The sequence below is a fragment of the Streptomyces sp. NPDC046881 genome, from assembly GCF_040645015.1.
GTDB lineage: Bacteria > Actinomycetota > Actinomycetes > Streptomycetales > Streptomycetaceae > Streptomyces.
This window is the reverse complement of sequence record NZ_JBEYXJ010000118.1, coordinates 1-24,045: the sequence shown is the minus strand read 5'-3', so window position 1 is coordinate 24,045 and position 24,045 is coordinate 1. Positions and strand designations below refer to the sequence as shown.

At 72.4% G+C, this 24,045-nt stretch carries 23 protein-coding genes and 1 pseudogene; 10 read left to right on the top strand and 14 right to left on the bottom strand.

Going from position 1 to position 24,045, the window contains the following annotated elements; all coding sequences use genetic code 11:
- The first annotated feature begins 126 nt into the window (after positions 1-126).
- Positions 127-573, top strand: a complete 447-nt coding sequence (locus tag ABZ923_RS35200) for a DUF2550 domain-containing protein (protein WP_356154730.1) — start codon at positions 127-129, stop codon at positions 571-573.
- Between the two features lie 9 nt (positions 574-582).
- Here ABZ923_RS35200 and ABZ923_RS35195 read toward each other — a convergent pair whose 3' ends face one another.
- The 3 genes from ABZ923_RS35195 to ABZ923_RS35185 all read right to left on the bottom strand — a co-directional run bounded on the left by ABZ923_RS35195 (position 583) and on the right by ABZ923_RS35185 (position 4,359).
- Positions 583-2,400: a glycoside hydrolase family 18 chitinase gene (locus ABZ923_RS35195; protein WP_361480368.1), complete on the bottom strand. Its 1,818-nt coding sequence runs from the start codon at positions 2,398-2,400 to the stop codon at positions 583-585.
- A gap of 125 nt (positions 2,401-2,525) precedes the next feature.
- Positions 2,526-3,167 carry a response regulator transcription factor gene (locus ABZ923_RS35190; RefSeq protein WP_361480365.1) on the bottom strand — a complete coding sequence of 214 codons (642 nt, stop codon included), beginning with the start codon at positions 3,165-3,167 and terminating at the stop codon, positions 2,526-2,528.
- A 4-nt stretch (positions 3,168-3,171) separates the two neighbouring features.
- Complete coding sequence (locus ABZ923_RS35185; RefSeq protein ID WP_361480362.1) at positions 3,172-4,359, bottom strand: histidine kinase; 1,188 nt, start codon at positions 4,357-4,359, stop codon at positions 3,172-3,174.
- Positions 4,360-4,511: 152 nt separating this feature from the next.
- Here ABZ923_RS35185 and ABZ923_RS35180 point away from each other — a divergent pair, with 152 nt between their 5' ends.
- Positions 4,512-5,120, top strand: coding sequence for a hypothetical protein (locus tag ABZ923_RS35180; protein WP_361480359.1), 609 nt, complete (start codon positions 4,512-4,514; stop codon positions 5,118-5,120).
- Positions 5,117-5,620 (top strand): DinB family protein, encoded by a 504-nt coding sequence (locus ABZ923_RS35175; protein ID WP_361480356.1) that lies wholly within the window; start codon positions 5,117-5,119, stop codon positions 5,618-5,620. Before ABZ923_RS35180 ends, ABZ923_RS35175 begins: the two co-directional genes overlap by 4 nt.
- Before the next feature lie 12 nt (positions 5,621-5,632).
- Here ABZ923_RS35175 and ABZ923_RS35170 read toward each other — a convergent pair whose 3' ends face one another.
- From ABZ923_RS35170 to ABZ923_RS35160, 3 genes are read right to left on the bottom strand one after another with little or no spacing between them, the layout of a single operon-like run.
- Complete coding sequence (locus ABZ923_RS35170; RefSeq protein ID WP_361480353.1) at positions 5,633-6,205, bottom strand: cob(I)yrinic acid a,c-diamide adenosyltransferase; 573 nt, start codon at positions 6,203-6,205, stop codon at positions 5,633-5,635.
- Between the two features lie 13 nt (positions 6,206-6,218).
- Positions 6,219-6,968 carry an ABC transporter permease gene (locus ABZ923_RS35165; RefSeq protein ID WP_361480350.1) on the bottom strand — a complete coding sequence of 250 codons (750 nt, stop codon included), beginning with the start codon at positions 6,966-6,968 and terminating at the stop codon, positions 6,219-6,221.
- Positions 6,969-6,976: 8 nt separating this feature from the next.
- Entirely contained in the window at positions 6,977-7,762 is a 786-nt protein-coding gene (locus ABZ923_RS35160) for an ATP-binding cassette domain-containing protein (protein WP_361480347.1), read from the bottom strand.
- Between the two features lie 79 nt (positions 7,763-7,841).
- Between ABZ923_RS35160 and ABZ923_RS35155 the strand changes: the two genes are divergently transcribed.
- The 4 genes from ABZ923_RS35155 (at position 7,842) to ABZ923_RS35140 (ending at position 12,862) form a co-directional block, all read left to right on the top strand.
- A complete protein-coding gene (locus ABZ923_RS35155) occupies positions 7,842-8,483 on the top strand; it encodes a TetR/AcrR family transcriptional regulator (RefSeq protein ID WP_361480344.1) in 642 nt (213 codons plus the stop codon).
- Between the two features lie 124 nt (positions 8,484-8,607).
- Positions 8,608-9,456: a 3-hydroxyacyl-CoA dehydrogenase family protein gene (locus tag ABZ923_RS35150; RefSeq protein WP_361480341.1), complete on the top strand. Its 849-nt coding sequence runs from the start codon at positions 8,608-8,610 to the stop codon at positions 9,454-9,456.
- A 157-nt stretch (positions 9,457-9,613) separates the two neighbouring features.
- Positions 9,614-9,937, top strand: a complete 324-nt coding sequence (locus tag ABZ923_RS35145; RefSeq protein ID WP_030656141.1) for an STAS domain-containing protein — start codon at positions 9,614-9,616, stop codon at positions 9,935-9,937.
- A 339-nt stretch (positions 9,938-10,276) separates the two neighbouring features.
- Complete coding sequence (locus ABZ923_RS35140) at positions 10,277-12,862, top strand: ATP-binding protein (RefSeq protein WP_361480338.1); 2,586 nt, start codon at positions 10,277-10,279, stop codon at positions 12,860-12,862.
- A 103-nt stretch (positions 12,863-12,965) separates the two neighbouring features.
- Here ABZ923_RS35140 and nucS read toward each other — a convergent pair whose 3' ends face one another.
- Positions 12,966-13,637, bottom strand: coding sequence for an endonuclease NucS (gene nucS / locus ABZ923_RS35135; RefSeq protein WP_208034453.1), 672 nt, complete (start codon positions 13,635-13,637; stop codon positions 12,966-12,968).
- A gap of 275 nt (positions 13,638-13,912) precedes the next feature.
- Here nucS and ABZ923_RS35130 point away from each other — a divergent pair, with 275 nt between their 5' ends.
- Positions 13,913-14,305: an SCO5389 family protein gene (locus ABZ923_RS35130; protein ID WP_030339308.1), complete on the top strand. Its 393-nt coding sequence runs from the start codon at positions 13,913-13,915 to the stop codon at positions 14,303-14,305.
- A gap of 117 nt (positions 14,306-14,422) precedes the next feature.
- Here ABZ923_RS35130 and ABZ923_RS35125 read toward each other — a convergent pair whose 3' ends face one another.
- Positions 14,423-15,451: an LLM class flavin-dependent oxidoreductase gene (locus tag ABZ923_RS35125; RefSeq protein ID WP_361480334.1), complete on the bottom strand. Its 1,029-nt coding sequence runs from the start codon at positions 15,449-15,451 to the stop codon at positions 14,423-14,425.
- 222 nt (positions 15,452-15,673) lie between these two features.
- On the opposite strand from ABZ923_RS35125, the gene ABZ923_RS35120 reads away from it, so the two are divergent.
- Complete coding sequence (locus tag ABZ923_RS35120) at positions 15,674-16,006, top strand: ATP/GTP-binding protein (protein WP_361480331.1); 333 nt, start codon at positions 15,674-15,676, stop codon at positions 16,004-16,006.
- Between the two features lie 13 nt (positions 16,007-16,019).
- Here the strand turns inward: ABZ923_RS35120 and ABZ923_RS35115 are convergent, their stop codons facing one another.
- From ABZ923_RS35115 to ABZ923_RS35100, 4 genes are all read right to left on the bottom strand, one after another.
- Positions 16,020-16,901 (bottom strand): ABC transporter permease, encoded by an 882-nt coding sequence (locus ABZ923_RS35115; protein ID WP_361480328.1) that lies wholly within the window; start codon positions 16,899-16,901, stop codon positions 16,020-16,022.
- On the bottom strand, positions 16,898-18,268 hold the full coding sequence (locus ABZ923_RS35110; RefSeq protein ID WP_361480325.1) for an ABC transporter ATP-binding protein: 1,371 nt from the start codon (positions 18,266-18,268) through the stop codon (positions 16,898-16,900). The genes ABZ923_RS35115 and ABZ923_RS35110 overlap by 4 nt, the downstream gene beginning before the upstream one ends.
- A 132-nt stretch (positions 18,269-18,400) precedes the next feature.
- The gene (locus ABZ923_RS35105; protein WP_361480322.1) at positions 18,401-19,174 is read right to left on the bottom strand and encodes an ABC transporter permease; all 774 of its coding nucleotides are present in this window, start codon (positions 19,172-19,174) and stop codon (positions 18,401-18,403) included.
- A 3-nt stretch (positions 19,175-19,177) separates the two neighbouring features.
- Positions 19,178-20,131 carry an ATP-binding cassette domain-containing protein gene (locus ABZ923_RS35100; protein ID WP_361480319.1) on the bottom strand — a complete coding sequence of 318 codons (954 nt, stop codon included), beginning with the start codon at positions 20,129-20,131 and terminating at the stop codon, positions 19,178-19,180.
- Between the two features lie 161 nt (positions 20,132-20,292).
- Here ABZ923_RS35100 and ABZ923_RS35095 point away from each other — a divergent pair, with 161 nt between their 5' ends.
- Positions 20,293-21,753: a PQQ-binding-like beta-propeller repeat protein gene (locus tag ABZ923_RS35095; protein WP_361480316.1), complete on the top strand. Its 1,461-nt coding sequence runs from the start codon at positions 20,293-20,295 to the stop codon at positions 21,751-21,753.
- A 66-nt stretch (positions 21,754-21,819) separates the two neighbouring features.
- On the opposite strand, the gene ABZ923_RS35090 is transcribed toward ABZ923_RS35095, so the two are convergent.
- Both ABZ923_RS35090 and ABZ923_RS35085 read right to left on the bottom strand, forming a co-directional pair.
- Positions 21,820-22,755, bottom strand: a complete 936-nt coding sequence (locus ABZ923_RS35090; RefSeq protein ID WP_361480313.1) for a cellulose-binding protein — start codon at positions 22,753-22,755, stop codon at positions 21,820-21,822.
- A gap of 187 nt (positions 22,756-22,942) precedes the next feature.
- Positions 22,943-24,045, bottom strand: a pseudogene (locus ABZ923_RS35085) (hypothetical protein); the annotation flags it as partial.

Genomic DNA, 24,045 nt, shown 5'->3' with positions numbered 1-24,045 from the left:
CCGAGTCGATCATGAACTCGGACAGGACGTTGTCGGTGTCGGTGGCGACGGCCGCGAAGCTGGAGAGCAGGACGACGCGTGTGTTTTTTACGTTCCGTTACCTAGGAGACGAGGAGGTCGGTGCCGATGGTCCTCGCTCTGACTGTGTGCGGGATCGTAGTGGCGCTCGTGGTGGTGGGGCTGTTCCTGTTCGGTCTGCGCCGCAGGCTGATCCAGCGTTCCGGCGGCACCTTCGACTGTTCCCTGCGCTGGGACGTGCCCGAGAAACCGGACGCGGGCGGCAAGGGCTGGTCCTACGGCGTCGCCCGCTACAACGGCGACCGCATCGAGTGGTACCGGGTCTTCTCCTACGCCTTCCGCCCCCGCCGCACTCTGGAGCGGGCGCAGATCGAGGTGGCCGGCCGCCGGCTGCCCGAGGGCGAGGAGGAGCTGGCGCTGCTGTCCGACGCGGTGGTCCTCGCCTGTACCCATCGGGGTGTCCGCCTCGAACTCGCCATGAGCGAAGACGCGCTGACCGGATTCCTCGCGTGGCTGGAGGCAGCCCCGCCCGGTCAGCGTGTCAACGTGGCTTAGGCGATCTTTTTACAGGTTGCTGCTGATGGCGTTCACCAGTTCACCGTTGCTGGTGTCGCCGCTGAACTCCCAGAAGAACGCCCCGCCGAGGCCCTGGTTGTCGGCCCAGGCCATCTTCGACTTGATGGTGGCGGGGGTGTCGTACGACCACCAGTTGCTGCCGCAGTGCGCGTACGCCGTGCCGGCGATCGTTCCGGTGGCCGGGCAGGACGACTTCAGGACCTTGTAGTCCTCGATGCCCTGCTCGTACGTGCCGGACGCCGGGCCGGTGGCGGTGCCGCCGGGGGCGTCCTGGGTGACGCCGGTCCAGCCGCGGCCGTAGAAGCCGATGCCGATGAGCAGCTTCTTCGCGGGCACGCCGACCGCCTTGAACTTGGCCATCGCGTCGGCGGTGGTGAAGCCCGCCTTCGGGATGCCGTCGTACGAGGTGAGCGGGGAGTGCGGGGCCGTCGGGCCCTTGGCGTCCCAGGCGCCGAAGAAGTCGTACGTCATCACGTTGTACCAGTCGACGTACTGGGCCGCGCCGGCGTAGTCGGCGGCCTCGATCTTGCCGCCGGCCGAGCCGTCGGCCGTGGTGGCCGCGGTGACCAGGTTGTTCGAGCCGAACTTGGCGCGCAGCGCGGACATCAGGTTCTTGAAGGCCGCGTTCCCGCTGGTGTCACAGGACAGACCGCAGGCGTTGGGGTACTCCCAGTCGATGTCGATGCCGTCGAAGACGTCGGCCCAGCGCGGGTCCTCGACCAGGTCGTAGCAGGACTGGGCGAAGGCGGCCGGGTTCTTCGCGGCCTCGCCGAAGCCGCCGGACCACGTCCAGCCGCCGAAGGACCACAGCACCTTGATGTTCGGGTACTTGGCCTTCAGCTGGCGCAGCTGGTTGAAGTTGCCGCGCAGCGGCTGGTCCCAGGTGTCGGCGACGCCGCTGACCGACTGGTCGGCGGTGAAGGCCTTGTCGTAGTCGGCGTAGGAGTCGCCGATCGCGCACTTGCCGCCGGTGACGTTGCCGAAGGCGTAGTTGATGTGCGTGATCTTGGACGCGGAGCCGGACGTCACCAGGTTCTTGACGTTGTAGTTGCGGCCGTAGATGCCCCACTCGGTGAAGTAGCCGAGCTTGACCTTGTCGCCGGTGGGCGGAGTGGTGCCGCCGCCGGTGGTGTGGACCTTGACCGCGCCGCTGGCCGGGCCGGTCTGGTCGGCGGTGTCGCGGGCCCGCACGGTGTAGGAGTAGTCGGTGCCGGCGGTCAGGCCGGTGTCGGTGTACGACGTGGTGGTGACCGTGGCGACCTTGGTGCCGTCGCGCAGCACGTCGTAGTTCTTGACGCCCTTGTCGTCGGTGGCCGCGCTCCAGGAGAGCTTCACCGAGGTGTCGGTGACCGAGGAGGCGGTGGGGGTGCCGGGGGCTGAGGGGGCCGCGTCGCCCGGGACCGTCGTACCGTCGCAGCTGTCGCCGTTGAGCTTGCAGCTGGACGGGGAGCCGGGGCCCGAGCCGTTGAAGCCGAAGGAGACGGAGGCGCCGGGGGCGATGGTGCCGTTCCAGCCGACGTTCTTGGCGGTCCAGTGGTCACCGGAGTTGGTGACCGTGGCGTCCCAGGCCGAGGTGACCTTGGTGCCGGAGGGGAAGTCCCACTCGACGGTCCAGGAGCTGATGGTGCTGGTGCCGGTGTTCTTGACGGTCCACTGGCCACCGAAGCCGGTGCCCCAGTCGCTGGTCTTGGTGAAGGTGGCCGTGGCGTTGGTGGCGGCCTGGGCGGGGCTCGCGAGGCCGACCGCGCCGGCCATGGGGAGCAACAGGGTCGCGAATGCCGCCGCGGCTCTGTGTCTGAAGCGCATGCTGCGCCTCCCTCGTCGTCGGGGGTGTCAGGGGCATGACTGAGCCTTCATGCCCACGGTGCTGCGAGGGTAGAAAGGTCTGGACCACAGGTCAATAGGTCTGGACCACTTCGGGGCAGCCGGGGCTAGAGCCCCAACTCGCGGGCCAGGACGGCCGCTTGCACCCGGCTGCGCAGCTCCAGCTTGGCCAGCAACCGGCTGACGTGCGTCTTCACCGTGCCCTCCGCCATCTCCAGCCGGGCCGCGATCTGCGCGTTGGACAGGCCCTCGCCGATGCAGCCCAGCACCTCCCGCTCCCGCCGGGTCAGCCCCTCCAGCACGGCCGGATCGGGCCCCCCGCCCCGCACCGGGGCCGAGGCGAACTCGGCGATCAGCCGCCGGGTCACGGCCGGCGCCACGATGCCCTCCCCGCGCGCCACCGTCCGCACCGCCTCCAGCAGGTCCCGCGCCTCGGTGTTCTTCAGCAGGAACCCGGCCGCGCCCGCCCGCAGCGCCCCGAAGACGTACTCGTCGAGGTCGAAGGTGGTCAGCACGAGCACGTCGGCGAGCCGCTCCCCGACGATCCGCCGGGTCGCCGACACCCCGTCCAGCAGCGGCATCTGCACATCCATCAGCACCACGTCGGGCCGCAGCTCCCGGGCCAGCTCCACCGCCCGCTGGCCGTCCGCCGCCTCCCCGGCCACCTCGATGTCGGGCGCGCTGCCCAGGATCAGCACCAGCCCGGCGCGGACGGCGGACTGGTCCTCGGCGACCAGGACCCGGATCATGCTCTCAGTCTCCTTCGGTGAGCGGAAGTTCGGCGCGTACGGCCCACAGGCCCGCCTCGGGACCGGCCTCGAACCGCCCGCCGAGCAGCGCGGCCCGCTCCCGCATCCCCGCGAGCCCGGCGCCCGAGCCCGGGGCGCGCGGCCGGTCACCGGGCCGGTACGGGCTCGTCACCCGCACCCGCAGCGAGCCGTCGGCCTGCCGCAGGCTGACCCGGACGGGCCCGTCCGCCCCGTGTTTGAGCGCGTTGGTCAGCGACTCCTGCACGATCCGGTACGCGGCCAGCTCGACCGGCGCGGGCACGCGGCCGTGCTCGGCGTCCAGGGCGACGTCCAGGCCGTTGACGCGGGCGCCCTCGACCAGGGCGGTGAGCCCCTCCAGGGTGGGCGTGGCGGAGGGTTCCCGGTCGCCGCCGCTGCTGCGCAGGATCCCGATCAGACGGCGCATCTCGGCCAGTCCCTCGACGCTGTTCTCCCGGATGACGGCCAGCGCGTCCCGGGACGTCTTCGGATCGTCCAGGGAGAGCGCGGCCGTGGAGTGGATGGCGATCGCGGACAGGTGGTTGGCGACCATGTCGTGCAACTCCCGTGCCACCCGCGCTCGTTCGGCCGTCACCGCCTGGGCCCGGTCCATCTCGGCCAGCAGCGCGGTCTGTTCGGCACGCAGCCGGGCGGCCTCGGCGGCGTCGCGGTGGTCCCGGACCAGGGCGCCCGTGGCGGCGGGGGCCAGTGCCACCACACCGACCCCGACCCCGATCAGCAGACCGCGCGGATCCCGCCACAGCGCCGCCGGTACGACCCCGCCGAGCACGGTCAGGAATCCGGCGATCCAGGGGATGCGGCGGGCCGAGGCGGGGGTGCCGTACAGCACCGCCGCGTACACCAGGTCGGTGTACAGCACGACGGTGGCCAGGCTGCCGAGGGTCACCGTGTCCAGGGTCAGCGCGGCGGTGCCGACCAGCAGGCCGAGGCGGGGCCGGATCCGGCGCAGCGGCTCACAGGCCGCGATCACCACGAGGGGCACCAGCGGCGCCCAGACCGCGTGCCACAGCACCAGTTCGTCCGTCGACACGCGCGCATGGATGCCGGGCACCCACAGCAGCACCCCGCCGAGCAGTCCGCCCACGGCGATGTACCAGTCGTCACGGTGCGGGCGGGGCAGCGGGCGGGCCGTGCCCCCTGTCGTGCGGGCCATGCTCCCTATCCAACACGGCGCAGGGGCGGCTTTCCTGCACCGCGGGGAGGGTGCCCCACTGCGACTTTCGCTTACGCCGGATTCCTCTGCGCCGACGACGACACGGCCGGCCCGGGCCGGGAGCCTGGAACGGCGAACGAGGGGAGCGAACCGTGATCGTCGGACTGATCATCGCCTGTGAGGTGGCGTTCTGGGTGCTGCTGGCGGCCGGGCTGGCCTTCCGGTACGCGTTCCGGATGCCGCGCACCGGCCTGGCCCTGCTGCTGTGCGAGCCGCTCCTGGAGATCGTGCTGTTCGCCGTCACCGCGGTCGACCTGAGGAACGGCGCCGAACCGGACTGGCGGCACGGCCTGGCCGCGGTCTACATCGGCTTCACCGTCGGCCTCGGCCACTCCACCATCAGGTGGGCGGACGCCCGGGTGGCGCACCGCTTCGCCGGCGGCCCGCCTCCCGTGAAGCCCCCCAGGTACGGCACCGCCCGCGCCGTGCACGAGTGGAAGGTCGCGGGCCGCTGGATCCTGGCCTCGGTGGTCTCCCTCGCCCTGCTCCAGGGCGCCGTCTGGTACGTCGGCGACGCCGGGGACACCGGCTCGCTGCGGGCGTGGCAGGTGCGCATGCTGTGGGTGATCGGCATCAACGTGCTCATCGCCGTCAGCTACACGCTCTTCCCGAAGCGCGAGCCGCGGGGCGCGGCCGCCGGCGGTGCTGCCGAAAAGTCTGTCGACACCGAGACGGGCGCCGGGACATCATCGCGGCGATGACACGCACCGACACGCCTCCCGCCTGGGACGAGCGCGCCCAGCTGACCACCTTCCTCACCTACGTCCGCGCCACCGCGCGGGCCAAGTGCGAGGGACTCTCCGACGAGGACGCCCGCAAGGCGCACCTGCCCGGCTCGCCCCTGATGACCCTGAGCGGGCTGATCAACCACCTGCGATGGGTCGAGTACTTCTGGTTCCGGGTCGTCTTCCTGGGAGAGGAGGACCAGGGCCCCTGGACCGAGGACGACCCCGACCGCGAGATGCGGATCGCCGTGGACATCCCGCTGTCCCGGCTGCTCGCGGAGTACGCCGAGGAGGCCGCGCGCCACGACGAACTGGTCGCCGCGCACGACCTGGACACCAAGGCGCGGCAGAAGCGGCAGGACGGCAGCGCGGTCGACCTGCGCTGGATCCTGCTCCACCTCATCGAGGAGACGGCCCGGCACAACGGCCACCTCGACATCCTGCGCGAGCTGACCGACGGCACCACCGGCGACTGACCGGGGCAGGAGCTAGCGTTCCCCGCCCGGGACCCACAGCACGTCGCCGGCCTCCCGGTTGGCGCTGCGGGCCAGGATGAACAGCAGGTCGGAGAGGCGGTTCAGGTAGGTCGCGGTGAGCGGGTTCATCGTCTCGCCGTGCACCTCCAGGGCCGCCCAGGTGGACCGCTCGGCCCGGCGTACGACCGTGCACGCCTGGTGCAGGAGGGCGGCGCCCGGGGTGCCGCCCGGCAGGATGAAGGAGCGCAGCTTCTCCAGCCGCTCGTTGAAGCGGTCGCAGTCCGCCTCCAGCCGGTCGACGTAGAACTGCTCCACCCGGAGCGGCGGGAACTCCGGGTTCTCCACCACCGGCGTCGACAGGTCCGCACCCACGTCGAACAGGTCGTTCTGGACGCGGGTGAGGACCGCGACGATCTCCTCCTCCAGGCCGCCCAGCGCGATGGCGGTGCCGATCACCGCGTTCGCCTCGTTGGCGTCCGCATAGGCGGAGATCCTCAGGTCCGTCTTGGGCACCCGGCTCATGTCGCCGAGACTGGTGGTGCCCTGGTCGCCGGTCCTGGTGTAGATGCGCGTCAGATTGACCATACGGCCAGCGTAGTTACGCCCCGGCCGTCCGGAACACCCGTGTGCCCACCGTCACGGACAGCGCGGCGAAACCGACGGCGACCAGGACGCCGTAGAGCATGTGCGCGCTCGTGTAATGGCCGACGTACGCGTCCCGGACGGCGTCCACCAGGTAGCGGAACGGGACGAAGTGCGACAGCACGTCCAGCCAGGCCGGCGCCAGGGTCATCGGGAGCATCAGGCCGGACAGCAGCATCGACGGCATCGACACCATGTTGATCAGCGGGCCGAACTCCTGCGGGGTGCGGACCCTCATACCGAGCGCGTACGACACCGAGGCCAGCGACAGCGTGAGCAGGGCGACGAAGGCGAAGCCGATCAGGACGCCGGCCAGCGGCGCGCGCAGACCCAGCACGAGCGCGGCCAGCACCAGCAGCACCGCCTGGAAGACGAACACCGTGGCGTCCCGCAGCACCCGGCCGAGCAGCAGGGCGAGCCGGCTGACCGGGGTGACCCGCATCCGCTCCACCACCCCCTGCCCCTTCTCGACGATGACCGTGAACCCGGCGAACAGGGCGCCGAACAGGCCCAGCTGGAGCAGCAGGCCGGGCACCAGCACCTGCCAGGAGCTGCCCTGTCCGCCCAGCGGCAGACCGGTGAGCAGCGGGCCGAAGAAGAGCAGGTAGAGCAGGGGCGTGAGCACCCCGAAGAGCAGCGCGAAGCGGGAGCGCAGGGACTGACGGAGATAGCGGCCGTAGACGAGGGCCGTGTCATTCAGAAGCATGTGCGGTCCTAGACGGCTACGGGGGCGGTGTCGGCCGGGGAGGGCCCGCGGCCGGTGACGGCGAGGAAGGTGTCCTGGAGGGTGGCGTCGAGCGAGCCGCCGTAGCGGAGCTTGAGCGCGCCCGGGGTGCCCTCGGCGGCGACCGTGCCGCGGTCGACGATCACCAGGCGGTCGGCGAGCGCGTCGGCCTCGTCCAGGTAGTGGGTGGTCAGGAAGACGGTCGTGCCGTGCGCGTCGCGCAGCCGGCGCACCAGGTCCCACAGGTCGGCGCGGCTGCCGGGGTCCAGGCCGGTCGTCGGCTCGTCCAGGAACAGCACCTTCGGCCGGTGCGTGAGCGCCATCGCGATGTCCAGGCGGCGCCGCTGGCCGCCGGAGAGCGCGCCGGTCCTGCGGTCGAGGAGCGCGGTGAGGTCCAGTTCCGCGGCCAGTTCCCCGGCGCGGGCTACCGCCTCCGCCTTCGGCAGGCGGTACAGCCGGGCCTGGGTGACCAGTTCCTCCCGCACGGTGATCTGCGGATCGACCCCGCCGGACTGGGCGACGTAGCCGCTGGCCCGGCGCACCCCGGCCGGATCGGCCACGAGGTCGTGCCCGGCGACGGTGGCCGCGCCGCCGGTCGGCGCCAGCAGGGTGGTGAGCATCCGCAGGGTGGTGGTCTTGCCGGCGCCGTTGGGGCCGAGGAAGCCGAGGATCTCGCCCTCGTGGACGGTGAGGTCGATGCCGCGGACGGCGTCGACGGGTCCGGCTTTCGTCCGGAAGGTGCGGGCCAGGCCCGCCGTGCTGATGACTGCTGCCATGCCTCCAGAAAAACAGAGTCCCTGAAATTTTGCAATGACCCCAAGTTTTGGGGGTGTCCAGCGAAGTTAGGATGCGGGCATGGCAGAGGGGCTCAGGGAGCGGAAGAAGCGGCAGACCCGGCAGTACATCTCGGACGTCGCCACGGGGCTGTTCCTGGAGCGCGGCTTCGAGGCGGTGACCGTCGCGGAGATCGCCGCGGCCGCCGACGTCTCGGTCAACACCGTCTACAACTACTTCCCCGCCAAGGAGGACCTCTTCTTCGACCGCTCCGCCGGCACGGTCGACCGGCTCGCCCGCTGGGTCCGGGGCCGGGACGCCGGGGAATCCGCCGCGCGCGCCGTCCTGCGCGAACTGCGCGGGGAGGTCGAGGCCGTCTCGCCCCGGGTCGGCCTGATGGAGGGCTACGACCGCTTCATGCGGGTCATCCACGAGGCACCGCCCCTGCGCTCCCGCCTGTGGAGCCTCCAGCAGGAGATCCACGACACCCTGGAAGCGGCCCTGCGCGAGGAGACCGGCGCCCCCGCCGGCGACCCGCTGCCCGACCTGATGGCCGGTCAGATCTGCTGGATCCACCAGTCCGTCTTCGTCACCATCGGCCGCGAGATGCTCGCCGGGCGCAAACCGGTCGAAGTGTCACGAGAGGTACTGGTTCTCCTGGACGACATCGAGGACCTGTTGAGCGAAACGGTGCTCAACTACGCCGTCCGAGCCGCGGCGTGACCCCTGGCGGTGTGATGTCCGTCAAATGAGACGTGACGCGCGTTACTTACCGGTCACACAGCGGCGCCGGAGCGCTAGGGTCCGCCGGAGAGGCAGACCTTCACCGCGTTCATAGGGAGTCGGAGTGGCACGGAAGCTCGCCGTCATCGGGGCCGGTCTCATGGGATCCGGTATCGCTCAGGTCTCCGCTCAGGCGGGCTGGGAGGTCGTCCTGCGGGACGTCACCGACGAGGCACTGAAGCGCGGCACCGACGGCATCAAGGCCTCGTACGACAAGTTCGTCGGCAAGGGCAAGCTGGCGGCGGAGGACGCCGAGGCCGCCCTCGCGCGCATCACCCCGACCACCGACCTGGACGCCGCGGCCGACGCCGACGTCGTCGTGGAGGCCGTCTTCGAGAAGCTGGAGGTCAAGCACGAGATCTTCCGCACGCTCGACAAGATCGTGCGCGAGGACGCCGTGCTCGCCTCCAACACCTCCGCCATCCCGATCACCAAGATCGCGGCCGCCACCGAGCACCCCGAGCGGGTCGTCGGCGTGCACTTCTTCTCGCCGGTGCCGATGATGCAGCTCGTCGAACTCGTCCGCGGCTACAAGACCAGCGACGAAACCCTGGCCACCGCCCGGGAGTTCGCCGAGTCCGTCGGCAAGACCTGCATCGTCGTCAACCGGGACGTCGCCGGCTTCGTCACCACCCGGCTGATCTCCGCCCTCGTCGTCGAGGCCACCAAGCTGTACGAGTCCGGCGTCGCGACCGCCGAGGACATCGACCTCGCCTGCAAGCTGGGCTTCGGTCACGCGATGGGCCCGCTCGCCACCGCCGACCTCACCGGCGTGGACATCCTGTTGCACGCCACGAGCAACATCTACACCGAGTCCCAGGACGAGAAGTTCGCCCCGCCGGAGCTGATGCGCCGGATGGTGGACGCCGGTGACATCGGCCGCAAGAGCGGGCAGGGCTTCTACAGGTACTAAGTCACCCATCCCGCAACAAACTCCCCGGGAGTGTCACTCCCGGGGGTGAATTCGGTATCGGTTCGCTTACAAACAGCAACCGCACCGCCACTCGCACAGTCAGACGTTGCACAGCACCGTCACCGAGTACGCCAACCTCACTCAACGGGGAGCGCATATGTACATCAGGGGCGACCACGCCGAGCTGGTCGTCGGGGGCCGCCTCGACGTCCGCAGCGCGGCGGACGCCCGTACGGCCCTGCACTCGGCCGTCGACACCGGAGTCGGCGACCTGGTGCTCGACCTGTCCGAACTGGACTCCTGGGACGCCACCGGACTCGGGGTGATCATGGGTGCCCACCGGCGGGCCGGCCGCTGCGGGCGCCGTCTGGTGCTGCGGGGCGTGCCCCCGCAGATGCAGCGCCTGCTGGTCGCGACCCGGCTGCACCGCATCCTCGCCATCGAGGGCGGCATCGGGGTGGAGTCGCTGCCCCGGGTGTGAAACCCGTGACGACGGCGCGGTGTCCGCGGCGGTGCGGTGCCCGCGGTGCTCGTGCGACCGAGGCGCGCACGGGGTGGAGCGGGCGGCGGGGGAGACCCGGGTGCACCCGCGGAAGCGCACGTCAGCGCAGTGCGAACGCAATCCTCACAAGACCGTGACGTCTCGGACCGCATGGCACCCCGCCCTGTCGGAGATACTGGGCCAAGGTTTAAGGTGCGGTCGCCCGCCGTCTCGCGACCCTCGACCGAGCGGGCCCGGACCAGAAGCGACAGCGCGGTGTGCGACAAGGCCGGGAGGGGCCGAACACGGGCACACGACGCTTTTGGGGGGCATGAACCCATGGACCCGATCAACCCGGGACCCGAGGAGCACGGTCAGGCGCACAGCCGCCGCCCGCCCCGGGACTCCCTCACCTCCGACATCGCCCCGGGCACGGCCGCTCCCGCCCGCATGGCCCAGCTCGTCTCCGGCGACCTCCAGCTGACCGTCAACCCGGTCGACGGCAGCGAGATAGAACCCTGCCCGCCGGCCCGGCTCCCCGGCCGGCCCCGCAAGCGCACCGCCGCCGAGCGCGCCGAGACCGAACGCGCCGCCCGGCCGCCCGTGCCGCCCGGCCCCGCCCAGCCGGCGCTCTCCCTGCTGGAACGCCAGGACGTACGCGAACGCCTGGTCCGCCTGCTGGCCCGCGGCCGCTCGGTCCGCCTCACCGGACCGGCCGGCTCCGGCCGCACCGCCCTGCTCGACCTGGTCGCCGAGGACTGCCTGGACCTCGCCCCCGACGGCGTGGTCCGCCTGAACGGCCTGCACCGCACGGCCGACGACCTCCTGCACGACCTGTTCCACGCCGTCTACGACGCCCCCGGCCACCGCCCCGACCCGGAGGAACTCCTCGCCGGCACCCGGGAGATCGGCGCGGTCGTCGTCCTGGACGACCTGGAGTTCGGCGGCACCGCCCTGGAGGAACTGCTCGACGCCACCCCCGAGTGCGCCTTCCTGTTCGGCGCCACCCCCGACGTGCCCGCGCCCTCCGCCGAGTCCGACGTGGAGGAGGTGTTCCTCGCCGGCCTCGACCGTGCCGCCGGCGTGGAGATCCTGGAGCGGACCGTCGGGCGGGTGCTCACCGAGGAGGAGGCCAACTGGGCCGGCGACCTCTGGTTCGAGTCCGAGGGGCTGCCCCTGCGGTTCGTCCAGGCCGGCGCCCTGCTCCGGCAGCGCGACGAGCTGCGGGCCAGCGCCGGCGCGGTGGACGAGTACGGCGTCTTCGAGGACGTCCGCCCGCCGGCGGACGTACCGGTGGAACCCGGGGACGCGGTTCCGCTGCCCTCCCTGGGCGAGGCCGCGGCCCCCGCACCGCTGCTCGCCTCCCGGCTGAGCGCCTCCGCCCGGGCCGCCCTCCGCTTCGCGGTCGCCCTCGGCGGCGAGATACCCCACCAGGCGCACCTGCCCGCGCTGGTCGGCGACACCCACGCGGACGCCGCCCTCGGCGAGCTGGCGAGCTGCGGTCTGGTCTCCCCGGTCGGCGCCCGGTACCGGCTCGCGGCCGGCGTGCAGACCCAGCTGGAGGCCGCCGGATACGCCGACGACGCCACCGACCACGCCCGCACCGCCGCCCAGCACTACGCCTGGTGGGCCGGCCACCCCTCGGTCACCCCGGAACGGGTCTGCGCGGAGGCCGACGCGGTGCTGGCCGCGCTCGCCGCCGTCGTACCGCACACGTCCCCGTCCACCGAGGGCGAGGAGAGCGGTGCCGTACGGCTGGCCCGTACGGCCGCGCCCGCCTTCGCCGCCGGGCTCCACTGGAGCGCCTGGGAACGCGCCCTGCGGTCCGGCGCGGAGGCCTCCCGGCTGGCCGGCGAGGTAACGGAACAAGCCTATTTCCACCATGAGTTGGGCATCCTCGCGCTGTGCGCCGGACAGCTCGACCGGGCCCGCGCCGAGCTGGAGGCCTCCGGCGGGCTGCGCGGCGCCCTCGCCGACAAGCGGGGCACGGTCGCCGGCCGCCGCGCCCTGGCCCTGCTCGCCGACCGGGCCGGCGAGGTGCCCGGCCCGCCCGCCCTCCCGGCGGGGGAGGAGCCGGCCCGGCCGCGGCCCGAGGAGCCGACGCCACCGCCGTTCGGTCCCGCGGGAGACACCCTGGTCACCCGGCAGCTCCCGCAGCCGGCGGCGAAGGGCGGCGGCATCCGGCGGCTGGCCCGGCGCAACGTCGTGGCGGCCGGTTCCGGCGCGCTGCTCGCCGTCGTGCTCGGCACGGTCGTCACGCTCGGCATGACGTCCCCCGACGACGCCGAGCGGAAGCCGGCCGGCAAGGTCGACGCCAATCCCTCCGCCACCCAGGGCCTGACCGACGGCGGCGTGGCCGAGGACCCGACCGACACCGGCTCGGCCCGCAGCCGGCCCACGTCGCCGGGCCCCGACGGCACGTACGGCACGGCGGACGATCCCGTCCCGCCGGCCCGCGTCCCCGGCCCGTCGAAGAGCGCCGAGCCGACCCCCTCCGACACCTCGCCCTCCGGTTCCCCGTCCAGGTCGCCCAAGCCGGGCGGCTCGACGGGCTCGTCGGGCGGAAGTTCGACGGGCGGCACCACGACCGGCGGCGGCACGGGCGGGACCACGACGGGCGGCACGACGTCCGGCGGTACGACGAGCGGTGGTTCGACCGGCGGCGGCACGACGACCGGCGGCGGCACGGGCGGCACCACCGGAGGCGGCACCACCGGCGGCTCCACCGGGACGACGGGCGGCACCACCGGCGGTACGACGGACGGCACCACGGGTGGCACCACGGGTGGCACCACCGACGGCACCACGGGAGGCGACACCGGCACCACGACGACGGGCGGCGGCACGGACGGCTCCGCCGGGGGCACGTCGAGCAGCGCGTCAGCGTCCCAGACCGCCCCGGGCACGACCGGCACGGTGATGTGACACCGCACCGCCCGGCGCCGGGCGGCCTCCCTGCGGGCCGCGACGGCGCTCACCGCGAAGGGGCGAGGCGCGCGCGGCGGCAGGGCGGGACCGGAGCCGGTGGCTAGAACAAGCGGAGCTTGTCGTCCTCGATGCCGCGCAGGGCGTCGTAGTCGAGGATCTGGCAGTTGATGCCGCGGTCGGTGGCGAGGACGCGGGCCTGGGGCTTGATCTCCTGGGCGGCGAAGACGCCGCGGACCGGCGCGAGGTGCGGGTCGCGGTTGAGCAGTTCGAGGTAGCGCGTGAGCTGCTCGACGCCGTCGATCTCGCCCCGGCGCTTGATCTCGACCGCGACCGTCCCGCCGTCGGCGTCCCGGCAGAGGATGTCCACGGGGCCGATCGCGGTCATGTACTCGCGGCGGATGAGGGTGTAGCCCTCGCCGAGCGTCTCGATGCGGTCGGCCAGGAGTTCCTGGAGGTGCGCTTCCACGCCGTCCTTGATCAGCCCCGGGTCCACCCCGAGTTCGTGCGAGGAGTCGTGGAGGATCTCCTCCATCGTGATGATCAGTTTCTCGCCCGCTTTGTTGACGACGGTCCACACGCCCTCGTCCTCGCCCGTCCCCTCCTTCAGCGTGCAGGGCGGCGACATCCAGTTGAGCGGCTTGTAGGCCCGGTCGTCGGCGTGGATGGAAACGCTGCCGTCCGCCTTGACCAGGATCAGGCGCGGCGCCGAGGGCAGGTGGGCGGTGAGCCGGCCGGCGTAGTCGACCGAGCACCGGGCAATGACGAGACGCATGGTCGGCAACGCTACTCGACGCCCGCAGGTGCTCGCGATCCGCCCGTCCCGCTCCCTGTGGATCGCCCCATTTATCCCTTGAAACTCTTGTTCATCCCTGGCCGATTGTGGGCGTAACCGGACCGTTCCATATACGCATTCTGCTGGTGTGGTCACCTACCGTTGCCTACCGTAGAGACGGGAGGTTGCGGCCCGTGTACCGAGCGTGTTCGAAATCGCGAACTCCCTTATCTGTCCGGCAACCCCTGCGCCTCGGGGGTGCGAGAGGAGAACCCATGTCGCTCGACGTCTCACCGGCCCTACTCGAACAGGCCGAGCGAGGCGAGGTCGACGAAGCAGCATTCGTCGACTGCGTCCGGACCTCCCTGCCCTACGCATGGGAGATGATCAGCTCCCTGGTGGCCCAGCTGAAGGTCGACGGCGGCCCCTTCGCCGACAACCAGACGCCCCCGCCGGACGAGCAGGCGCGCGGTCAGCTGCTGCGTGCGCTCGCGAGTGACGCCATCCGCGGCGCGCTGCAGCGGCACTTCGGTGTGCGGCTGGCCTTCCAGAACTGCCACCGCGTGGCGGTGTTCCCGCCGGACGCCTCGGTGGACGAGACGTTGGCCCGCTTCACGTCGGTGCGCAGCCAGTTGCTGAACCAGTCGCCGGAGCTCCGGGACTGCTGACGCGCGGTTTCGGTACGGCCCGGACGGAGAGCCGTCGGCTTGCCGCTCCACCCGTGGGAGGTGCATGCAGTACCGGGGCGGCAAGCCCCCAGGCGGCCCCGCGGGGGGAGCCGTAGGTCAGCGCAGCTGGGGCAGCACCTCGGCGCCCAGGCGCCGCAGGTTCTCCTCGGTGGCCGCGAGGTCGCCCGAGCCCTCCACCAGGAGGGCGAAGCGGGAGATACCGGTGCGCTCCGAGGTGGCGGCGAGCCGGTCGGCCGCGAGCCGCGGGGTGCCCACCGGGTGCAGCCCGCAGAGCAGTTCGGTGTAGGCGTGCGGGTCGCGCATCGTGCGCGCCCGTCCGTCCACCGTCACATGGGCCCCGAGGCCCTCTTTCAGCCACCCCGGCATCGCCTTCGTCAGCGTCTCGACGGCGTCGGTGCGCCGGTCGGCGAGCTGGCAGACCCCGGCCGAGACATGGGCGGCGGCCGCGATCTCCTCGGCCGGCCGGCCCGCCGCCCGGGCGCAGCGCCGCCACAGGGCGACCATCTCGGCCTTCTCCTCGTCCCCGACGTGCATGCCGAGCAGCATCGGCAGCCCGCGCTCGGCGGCCAGCCGGACGCTCGCCGGTGAGGTGCAGGCGAGGACCACCTCCGGGCCGGGGGTCTCCGTCAGGGCCTCGGCCGGCCGGGGTACGACCGGCACCTCGCGGAAGGAGAACCGCTCGCCGGAGGCCGCCACGGACGGTTCGCTCAGCCAGCGCAGCAGCAGGTCGAGGGACTCCGGGAACCCGTGTTCGTACGCCCGCAGTCCCGTGCCGAACACCTCCAGGTCGACCCAGGGGCCGCCGCGCCCGACGCCCAGCGAGAACCGCCCGCCGCTGGTGTGGTGGAGCAGCGCGGCCTGCTCGCCGAGGGCGACCGGGTGGGCCGTGGGCAGTACGCTGACCGCCGTGCCGACCCGGATGCGGCGGGTGCGGCCGAGCAGCAGCGCGGCCAGGGTCACCGCGGACGGGCACGTGCCGTAGGGCACGAAGTGGTGCTCGGCGAGCCACACCGCGTCCAGCCCGGACTGCTCGGCGACCTCGGCCGAGCGGACCGCCCGGTGCAGGGCCTCCCCGGGGCCCTGGCCCGGGAACTGGGCCGCCAGCACAAAACTTCCTACGTACATCGCATTTCCTGCTTCCTTGGCTCCGACCCGGAGCTCCCCCACCCGGCATAACCGTCTGACACGTGCGCAGGACACGGCCTGGCGGAGAGATTTGCGGATTGTCTGCAGAATGGGTCGCCTTGGAAGGGGACTTGTATGGGTTGGTTCCTTACGCGTACCCCCCACGGCGACGCGTAGGCTGGACGAAGCCCGTGCTTCCTGTACAGCCCCGAGAGGTGTCCCGTGTCCCCGCGCCGCAACCGACAGAAGGCAGCCGGATCGTCGGGCCGGAGCGCCGAGGACGATCGCGCCGGCCGGTACGGCGGCTGGCAGTCGACCGAGAACTGGCAGGGCGAGGACTGGAGCGTGCGGCATGTCGCCGGGGCCAGCGCGGAGGGCAAGACCTACCGCTGCCCGGGCTGCGACCAGCTGATCCCCTCCGGCGTCCCGCACGTGGTGGCCTGGCCGGAGCACGCGGGCGTCGACGACCGCCGGCACTGGCACAAGGCCTGCTGGAACGCGAAGGACCGCCGCACCACGCGGGTGCAGCGGTCCCGTAACGCGCCGAGGTTCTGAGTCCGGGCCGGGCTCACACGTCCCGGCTGTGCAGCAGCGAGTACGCGCCCGCGTACACCGCCGCCGTCACCACGAGCATGATCCACAGCGGGTCCCAGCCGGACGGCCCCGACTGGCTCAGGGAGTTGGCGTAGAAGACGCCCAGCTGGTTCGGGATCGAGTACTCGAACAGCCACTCGCGCAGCTTGTCGAGCGACTCCGTCACCATGAACATCGCGAGCACCAGCGGCGCGAGGACCACGCCGATCATGATGGTGATGGCGCCCGCGGAGTGCCGGATCACCGAGCCGATCAGCAGCGAGAGCAGGCCGAGCAGCGCCATGTAGAGGCTGACGCCGACGGTGGCCTTCAACCAGTCCCCGCCGGACGGGGTACGCGCGCCGGTGTTCTCCAGCATGGACGCCTGGACCATCGCCACGAAGGTGGAGGTGACCAGGGTGACGACGAAGGCGACGGCGAAGAACACGATCGACTTGGCGGCGAGCACCCGGCCCCGGCTGGGGCACGCGGTCATCGTCGTACGGATCATGCCGGTGCCGTACTCCGAGGCGGTGGTCAGCACGCCGAGCGTGATGATGCAGATGCTGCCGACGAGCAGGCCGAAGAAGCCGAAGGACAGCGGGTTCTCGCCGGACAGGCTGTCGTAGTCGGAGTTGGCCTCGATCAGGGCGCCGGCCAGCAGGCCGATGCCGACGACGAGCACGAGGAACACGCCGAGCGTCCACATCGTGGAGCGCACCGACTTGATCTTCGTCCACTCGGCGGCCAGCGCGTGCCCGAGGTGGGTGCGCACGACCGGGATGGGCGAGGTGTAGCCGGGGTACGGCCCGCCGGGCGCCGCCTGCCAGTCGGGCGCGGCGGGGGCCTGCGGCATCGGGGGCTGGTGGGTGCTCATCGGGCGTCCTCGGGCTGGGTCGGGTCGGCGGGGGCGGGGTCGGCGGGTGCCGGGGCGGCCGCGGAGGCCGGGGGAGCGGCGGCGGGCACGGGCGGGGCCGCGGCGGCCGACGCGGCGGGCGGCGCCTCCTTGGTCAGCACCGGCGGCTGGGCCTGCGGCGCGGGGGCGGCCGACGGAGCCTGCGCGGGCTGCGGGGCCTGCGCGGCCGGAGCGGCGGGCTGGGCGGCCGGGGGCGCGGGCTGGGCCGGTGCGGCCGGCTGGGCGTACGGGTTGGCCGCCACCGGTGCCGTACCCGCGCCCGGGGCGCCGCCGTACAGCCCCCCGGCGGGCGGCTGGCCGCCCTGCTGGGGCGGCGGCGGGGCGTACCAGCCGGGCTGGCCCTGGCCGGGGACCGGCATCGGCGGCTGGGCGCCGGGCGGCAGCGGCTGCTGGAGGCCCGCCTTCTGGTCGACGGTGGAGCGGTAGTCCACGGCGCCCTGCGTCATCCGCATGTACGCCTCCTCCAGCGAGGCCTGGTGCGGGGACAGCTCCCACAGCCGGACGTCCGCCTCGTGCGCGAGGTCGCTGATGCGGGGCAGCGGCAGCCCGGTCACCCGCAGCGCGCCGTCCTGCTCGGGCAGCACGTGCCCGCCCGCCTCGGTGAGCGCGGAGGTGAGCTTCTCGCGCAGCTGCGGCTCGGTGTCGGGGGTGCGCACGCGCGCGAAGTCGGCGGAGTTGGCCGAAATGAAGTCCTTCACGCTCATGTCGGCGAGCAGCTGGCCGCGCCCGATCACGATGAGGTGGTCGGCGGTCAGCGCCATCTCGCTCATCAGGTGCGAGGAGACGAAGACCGTACGGCCCTCGGCCGCCAGGGCCTTCATCAGGTTGCGGACCCAGAGGATGCCCTCGGGGTCGAGGCCGTTGACCGGCTCGTCGAAGAGCAGCACCTGCGGGTCGCCGAGCAGCGCGGCGGCGATGCCCAGGCGCTGGCCCATGCCGAGCGAGAAGCCCTTGGAGCGCTTCCGGGCCACGCCCTGGAGGCCGACGACGCCGAGCACCTCGTCCACGCGGCGGGCCGGGATGCCCGACATCTGGGCGAGGCTCAGCAGGTGGTTGCGGGCGGTCCGGCCGCCGTGCACGGCCTTGGCGTCCAGCAGCGCGCCGACCTGCCGGGGGGCGTTGGGCAGCTTGCGGTACGGGAAGCCACCGATGGTGACCGACCCGGACGTGGGGTTGTCCAGCCCGAGGATCATCCGCATCGTCGTGGACTTGCCCGAGCCGTTGGGCCCCAGGAAGCCGGTGACGGCTCCTGGCCGCACCTGGAAGGAAAGGTTGTACACGGCGGTCTTGTCGCCGTAGCGCTTGGTCAGGCCGACAGCCTCGATCATGCTCCGCACCCATCGAAAGGTTCAGGACAGCGGGGCACACGCCCCCGTAAGGGTTAGGAGGATATCCAGGAGCTGACGGTTCCGCCCAAGACTGAGTAAAGCCCAGAGCATTACGTGAGGTGACCGCCCCGTCTACTGGGCGTCCCGGCGTTTGAGGAGGACGTAGCCGCCCGCCAGCGCGGCGAGCACCCACAGCGCCATGATCCCGAGCCCGGCCCACGGCCCGTAGGGCGTGTCGTCGCCCAGCCGGGGGACCACCTGCATGATCCGGCTGCCGGCCTGGTCGGGCAGGAACCGGCCGATCTTCTTGGTGGCGTCCACGTTGCCGAGGATGTTGGAGATCAGGAAGAAGAACGGCATCAGGATGCCCAGGGACAGCATCGGCGAGCGCAGCATCGCGGCGACGCCCATGGAGAACATCGCGATCAGCATCATGTAGAGCCCGCCGCCGAACACCGCGCGCAGCACCCCGGGATCGCCGATGGCGGCCCGGTGGGAGCCGAGCATGGCCTGGCCGAGGAAGAACGCGGCGAAGCTCGTCACCATGCCGACGGCGAGCGCGAGCGCCGCGGCCACCGCGACCTTGCAGAAGAGGAACGTGCCCCGCTGCGGTACGGCGGCCAGCGAGACCCGGATCATGCCGGTGCTGTACTCGTTGGAGACGACCAGCACCCCGAACACGATCATCGCGAGCTGGCCGAGGGTCATGCCCGCGAAGCTGATCACCGTGGGATCGAAGGAGAGCCGCTGCCGCAGGGGCATGTTCTCGTACTGGCTGTTCGACAGCGCGGAGATCAGCGTGCCCAGGGCGACGGTGACCACCACGGCCAGCGACAGCGTCCACACCGTGGACGCCACCGACCGGATCTTGGTCCACTCGGACCGGATGACCTGCACGGCCGCCATGGCTCAGGCTCCCTTCCAGCCGGCGCCCCAGTCCTGCGGGACCGCGGCGGGCCCGGCGTGCGCGTGGTACTCCACGGATTCCGCCGTCAGCTGCATGAACGCCTCCTCCAGCGAGGCCTGCCGCGGGCTCAGCTCGTGCAGCACGAGTCCGTTGCGCGCGGCCAGTTCACCGATCTGCTCGGCCTTGCCGCCCGCCACCTCCAGCGCCTCGCCGCCCGCCTCCACGACGGTGATCCCCGCCTGGTGCAGCACGTCGAGCAGCCGCTCGCGCTGCGGGGAGCGGATGCGCACGTACGACCGCGCGTTCGCCCGGATGAAGTCGGCCATCGAGGTGTCCGCGAGCAGCCGGCCCTGCCCGATGACCACCAGGTGATCGGCCGTCAGCGCCATCTCGCTCATCAGGTGGCTGGACACGAACACCGTCCGGCCCTGCGCGGCCAGCGACTTCATCAGGTTCCGGATCCAGTGGATGCCCTCCGGGTCCAGGCCGTTCACCGGCTCGTCGAACATCAGGATCCGCGGGTCCCCGAGCAGCGCCGCGGCGATCCCGAGCCGCTGCCCCATGCCGTACGAGAACCCCTTGGCCTTCTTGCGCGCCACGGCGGTCAGCCCCACGGTCTCCAGCACCTCCGCCACCCGGCGCGACGGGATGCCGTTGCTCTGGGCGAGGCAGAGCAGGTGGTGGTAGGCGCTCCGGCCGCCGTGCACGGCCTTGGCGTCCAGCAGGGCGCCGACGTACGTCAGCGGGTCCCTGAGCCGGTCGTAGTGCGTGCCGTCGATGCGGACGTCGCCGGCCGTGGGGTGGTCGAGCCCGAGGATCATCCGCATGGTGGTGGACTTGCCGGCCCCGTTGGGCCCCAGGAACCCCGTCACGACGCCCGGCCGGACGGCGAAGGTGAGGTGGTCGACCGCCACCTTGTCGCCGTACCGCTTGGTCAGTCCCTCCAGCTCGATCATGCGGCCACGCTAGGACGGGCTCCGGGCGGCTGCCACTCGAGCCGTCGCGGTATGCTCCAGCCTCCTTGATCGGCGCGGGGGCGCCGGGGGCCGGGGCAGGGGTGGGGGGAACGGTGGTCCAAGACGGCAGACCGCGCGCGGGCTGGCGGGCGGGGGCGGCGGTGACGGCCGCCGGGGCCGCGGCCGGGCTCGCGGTGGAGTTCCACGTCCTGGGCTGGACGTCCGTCCCGGGCGGCTCCTGCGGCGGCCGGTACCGGCCCTGCCCCGACGGCACCACTCCCACGCTCCTCCTGGCGTTCGCGCTGACCTTCGCCGGCTACCTCGCCCTGCTGCTCACCATCGGGAAGTTCACCGACCGGCGCCCCGGCAAGGTCCTGCCCGCCGTCCTCGCCGTCACCGGCGTGCTGCTCGCGCTGTGGCCCGGATGGCAGGCGTACCTGTGGATGCGCGGACCGGTGCTCGACCTCGCCTGGCAGGCCGAGCACGACCGGCCGTCGAGCGTACGGGCCGAGGGCGTGTGGACGGTGGGCGGGCACGGTTCGACCGTGGTCCGGGTGCGCAGCGACGCGCTGGCCGCCTACGACGCCCACGACGGCGACCGTCGCTGGACGCTGCGGGCACCGGTGCGCGAATCGGTGTGCGGGATGAGCGAGGGCGTCGCCGACGGCGTCGGCCTGGTCGCGTTCGCCCGCTACGACAAGCCCTGCGACACCGTGTGGGGCGTCGACACCCGCACCGGCCGCAGGCTGTGGGAGCGGAGGATCGAGGGCGTCCCCCGATTCACCTCCGGCAGCGACAGCCTGCTCGCGGCCGACGGCGGCGTGGCGCTCGCGCTGACCGGCACCGGGGTGGAGGCGTACGGCCTCACCGACGGCCGGCCGCGCTGGAACGCCGACCTGCGCGGGGCGAAGGCCGACGGGACGTGCGCGCCGGACGTCGTCTCCGCGGCCGGCGGCACCGCCCGGGTCGTGGTCACCTGCCAGGGCCAGGAGAAGGGCAGCGGACGGGTGGTGACCCTGGACGGCGCCACCGGCAGGCAGCGCGGCAGCCGGGCACTGCCCGTGGAGAGCCCCGTCGACACGGCCATGGTGCTCTCCGCCGAACCGTTCACCCTGCTGCTGGCGGAACGCGACGAACGCGGTGTCGCGGCCGTCCTCGCCTACCCCGGCGGCGACGGCGACCCGGTGCGGATCCCGCTCTCCACCGACGACGAGGACCTGATGCTCCGTGCGGTGGGCGGCGACGACTTCACGGCACGGCCCGCCCTGCCGGCGACGGTGAGCCGGAACACCCTCGTCGTCGCCACCCAGAAGCCGGGCGGCTACGACGCCGACCACGTCTCGGCCTACTCCCTCGGTGACGGACGGCGGCTGTGGCGCGCCGGGGTGGACGGGGTCGCCGCTCTGGTGTCCACCGGCCCCGACCGGGTCGCCGTACTCGGGCCGAACGGCCGGCTGTGGACCTTCGACACCGCCGACGGGGACCGGATCGGCGAGGACGACGGCGTCATGGTCACCACCAACCGGTTGGCCGGGCACACCCGGCTGCTGCGCGCGGACGGCACCTGGATCGTCGTCAACGGCGAGGGCACGAAGGAGCCGCCCCTGTACGGCCTGCGCTAGCGACGGCGAAGGGGCGGCGGGAACAGGTCCCCACCGCCCCTCGGAGCGTGGTACGACTGCCCGGACCTACCGGGACTGCTGCGCCGGAACGCCCCGGGAGATCGGCTCGTCGTCGGTGGACGTGCCGGCCGCGGCCACCGCGGCACCGGTCAGCGTGGCGAGCATCTCGCGGACGTTCGTCAGCTGGGCGTTGATGGAGTCGCGGCGGTTGGTGAGCGCCGCCAGCTCCCGCTCGGACTCCGAACGGATGCGGTCGGCCTTGGCGTTGGCGTCGGCCACGATGTCCTCGGCCTGGCGCTGGGCGGTCTCCACCGTCTGGCGGGCCCGGCGCTCGGCGTCGGTGCGCAGCTTCTCCGCCTCCAGGCGCAGCTGCTCGGCGCGGTGCTCGATCTCGGCGAGGCGCTTCTCGGCCTTCTGCTGACGCGAGGCCAGGTCGCGCTCGGACTGCTCGCGGCGCTTGGCCAGGTTGGTCTCGAAGTCGGCGGCGGCCTGCGCGGCCTTGGCGCGGGTCTCCTCGAAGAGGGCGTCCGCCTCCTCGCGCTTGGACTGCGCGTCCTTCTGGGCCTCGGCGCGCAGCTGGGCCGCGTCGGCCTTGGCCTTCTCGACGATCCGGACGCCCTCGTCCTCGGCCTTGGCCTTGCGCTCGACCGCGTACGACTCGGCGTCGTTGCGGACCTGCTGGGCCGCCGACTCGGCGAGGTCGCGGTGCTGCTCGGCCGCCCGCCGGGCCTCCTCACGCAGCTCCTTTGCCTCTTCCTCGGCCAGGCGCAGGATCTTCTCGACCCGCGCGCCGAGACCCGCGTACGACGGCTCGGCGTCCGTGATCTGGGCCTGGGCGTTCTGCGTCTCGAGGTGCAGCTCCTCGATGCGCTTCTCCAGAGCGGTGATGCGGGCGAGAGCGCTGTCACGGTCGGAGACGAGCTTGGAGATACGTTCGTCCACCTGAGCGCGGTCGTACCCACGCCGCACAAGCTCGAAGCCGTAGGGGGAAGTGTCGCTCATGGGGTTCCTGTCGAATGAGACCGGTGAGTGAGGTGATAGGGGGAATCCTAGGGGCCGAAGCGGTGTGTCATCGAGCGGATACGGTTTTGATCTGGAGAATGGCACCTCTTTCGGGTGGCTGACCGTCACACGGCTTGCCGATGAGTCGGGCAAAGCACCCAGAAGACACCTGAACGTACCTCCCGCGCTAGCTCTCCGACGACTTGCCACCCGAACGGGGGGCACCCACCGTGGCGCCCGCCTTGACTCCGCCGTCCTTGCCGGCCGTGGGGGCCTCGAAGGACTCCAACGCCTCCAGTACGTCCTGGACACGCGAGATCTCCGCGTTGATGTCCTCGCGCCGGCGCACCAGGATCTCCAGCTCCCGCTTGCCCTCCTCGACCGTGCGCCGGGCCTCGCGGATGGCCTCCGCCTTCAGCTCCTCGGCCTCCTTGACCAGGCGGGCCTTCTTCTGCTCGGCCTCCTTGAGCAGCCCCTCCGCCTTCTTCACCGCGGCGATCCGCACCTTGCCCGCCTCGGAGTTGGCCTCCGAGACCAGCTCCTTGGCCTTGGCCTCGGCCTTCGCCAGCTGCTCCTCGGCGGCCTTGATGAGCGCGTCGCACCGGTCGCCGGTGGACTTCATCGTCTCGGCGGCCTCGCGGCGGGCCCGCTCGTGCAGCTCCTCGATCTCGCTGGTGATGCGGTCGCGCAGCTCCTCCGCGCGCTGCCTGATCGCGGTGGCGTCCCGGCGGGCGCCGACCAGCAGCTCGTCGGCGTCCGTACGGGCCTTCTCCACCATCGAGTTGCCCTCGATGGTCGCCTCGGAGACGATCCGGTCGGCCTCGCTGCGGGCCGCGCCGACCATCGTGTCGGCCTGCGACTCGGCGTCCGCGGTGGTCTTCAGCGCCTGCTGCTGAGCCTCGGTCAGCAGCTTGTCGGCCTCGGCCGTGGTCTCCGTGATGAGCTTGTCGACCTGCTCGGCCGCCTCCGAGCGCCGCTTGTTGGCGTCCTTGCGGGCCTCGTCCAGGGCCCGCTCGGCCTGCTCGCGCGCGGAGTTGACGAGCCGTTCGGCCTCCGCCTCCGCGTCCGCCCTGACCCGCTCGGCCTCGGCACGCAGCCGCTCCGCGTGCGCCTGCGCGGACCCGACCGTCTCCGCGGCCTCGGCACGCAGCCGCTCGGCCTCGTCGGTGGCCTCCCCGAGCAGCTGCTCGGCCTCGGCCAGCGCCTCGGCACGGACCCGGTCGGCCTCCGCGACGGTCTCGTTCTGGAGCCGTTCGGCCTCGTGGCGGGCCTCGGTGATGAGGGTGTCGG

Bases quoted from the DNA above. Each gene is read 5' to 3' on its own strand.
- ABZ923_RS35110 (WP_361480325.1), bottom strand. From the start codon at position 18,268: ATGATCGAGGCTGTCGGCCTGACCAAGCGCTACGGCGACAAGACCGCC.
- ABZ923_RS35090 (WP_361480313.1), bottom strand. From the start codon at position 22,755: ATGAGCGACACTTCCCCCTACGGCTTCGAGCTTGTGCGGCGTGGGTAC.
- ABZ923_RS35195 (WP_361480368.1), bottom strand. From the start codon at position 2,400: ATGCGCTTCAGACACAGAGCCGCGGCGGCATTCGCGACCCTGTTGCTC.
- ABZ923_RS35185 (WP_361480362.1), bottom strand. From the start codon at position 4,359: ATGGCCCGCACGACAGGGGGCACGGCCCGCCCGCTGCCCCGCCCGCAC.
- ABZ923_RS35140 (WP_361480338.1), top strand. From the start codon at position 10,277: ATGGACCCGATCAACCCGGGACCCGAGGAGCACGGTCAGGCGCACAGC.
- ABZ923_RS35125 (WP_361480334.1), bottom strand. From the start codon at position 15,451: ATGTACGTAGGAAGTTTTGTGCTGGCGGCCCAGTTCCCGGGCCAGGGC.
- ABZ923_RS35190 (WP_361480365.1), bottom strand. From the start codon at position 3,167: ATGATCCGGGTCCTGGTCGCCGAGGACCAGTCCGCCGTCCGCGCCGGG.
- ABZ923_RS35170 (WP_361480353.1), bottom strand. From the start codon at position 6,205: ATGGTCAATCTGACGCGCATCTACACCAGGACCGGCGACCAGGGCACC.
- ABZ923_RS35200 (WP_356154730.1), top strand. From the start codon at position 127: ATGGTCCTCGCTCTGACTGTGTGCGGGATCGTAGTGGCGCTCGTGGTG.
- ABZ923_RS35155 (WP_361480344.1), top strand. From the start codon at position 7,842: ATGGCAGAGGGGCTCAGGGAGCGGAAGAAGCGGCAGACCCGGCAGTAC.
- ABZ923_RS35130 (WP_030339308.1), top strand. From the start codon at position 13,913: ATGTCGCTCGACGTCTCACCGGCCCTACTCGAACAGGCCGAGCGAGGC.
- nucS (WP_208034453.1), bottom strand. From the start codon at position 13,637: ATGCGTCTCGTCATTGCCCGGTGCTCGGTCGACTACGCCGGCCGGCTC.
- ABZ923_RS35105 (WP_361480322.1), bottom strand. From the start codon at position 19,174: ATGGCGGCCGTGCAGGTCATCCGGTCCGAGTGGACCAAGATCCGGTCG.
- ABZ923_RS35115 (WP_361480328.1), bottom strand. From the start codon at position 16,901: ATGAGCACCCACCAGCCCCCGATGCCGCAGGCCCCCGCCGCGCCCGAC.
- ABZ923_RS35165 (WP_361480350.1), bottom strand. From the start codon at position 6,968: ATGCTTCTGAATGACACGGCCCTCGTCTACGGCCGCTATCTCCGTCAG.
- ABZ923_RS35145 (WP_030656141.1), top strand. From the start codon at position 9,614: ATGTACATCAGGGGCGACCACGCCGAGCTGGTCGTCGGGGGCCGCCTC.
- ABZ923_RS35100 (WP_361480319.1), bottom strand. From the start codon at position 20,131: ATGATCGAGCTGGAGGGACTGACCAAGCGGTACGGCGACAAGGTGGCG.
- ABZ923_RS35175 (WP_361480356.1), top strand. From the start codon at position 5,117: ATGACACGCACCGACACGCCTCCCGCCTGGGACGAGCGCGCCCAGCTG.
- ABZ923_RS35160 (WP_361480347.1), bottom strand. From the start codon at position 7,762: ATGGCAGCAGTCATCAGCACGGCGGGCCTGGCCCGCACCTTCCGGACG.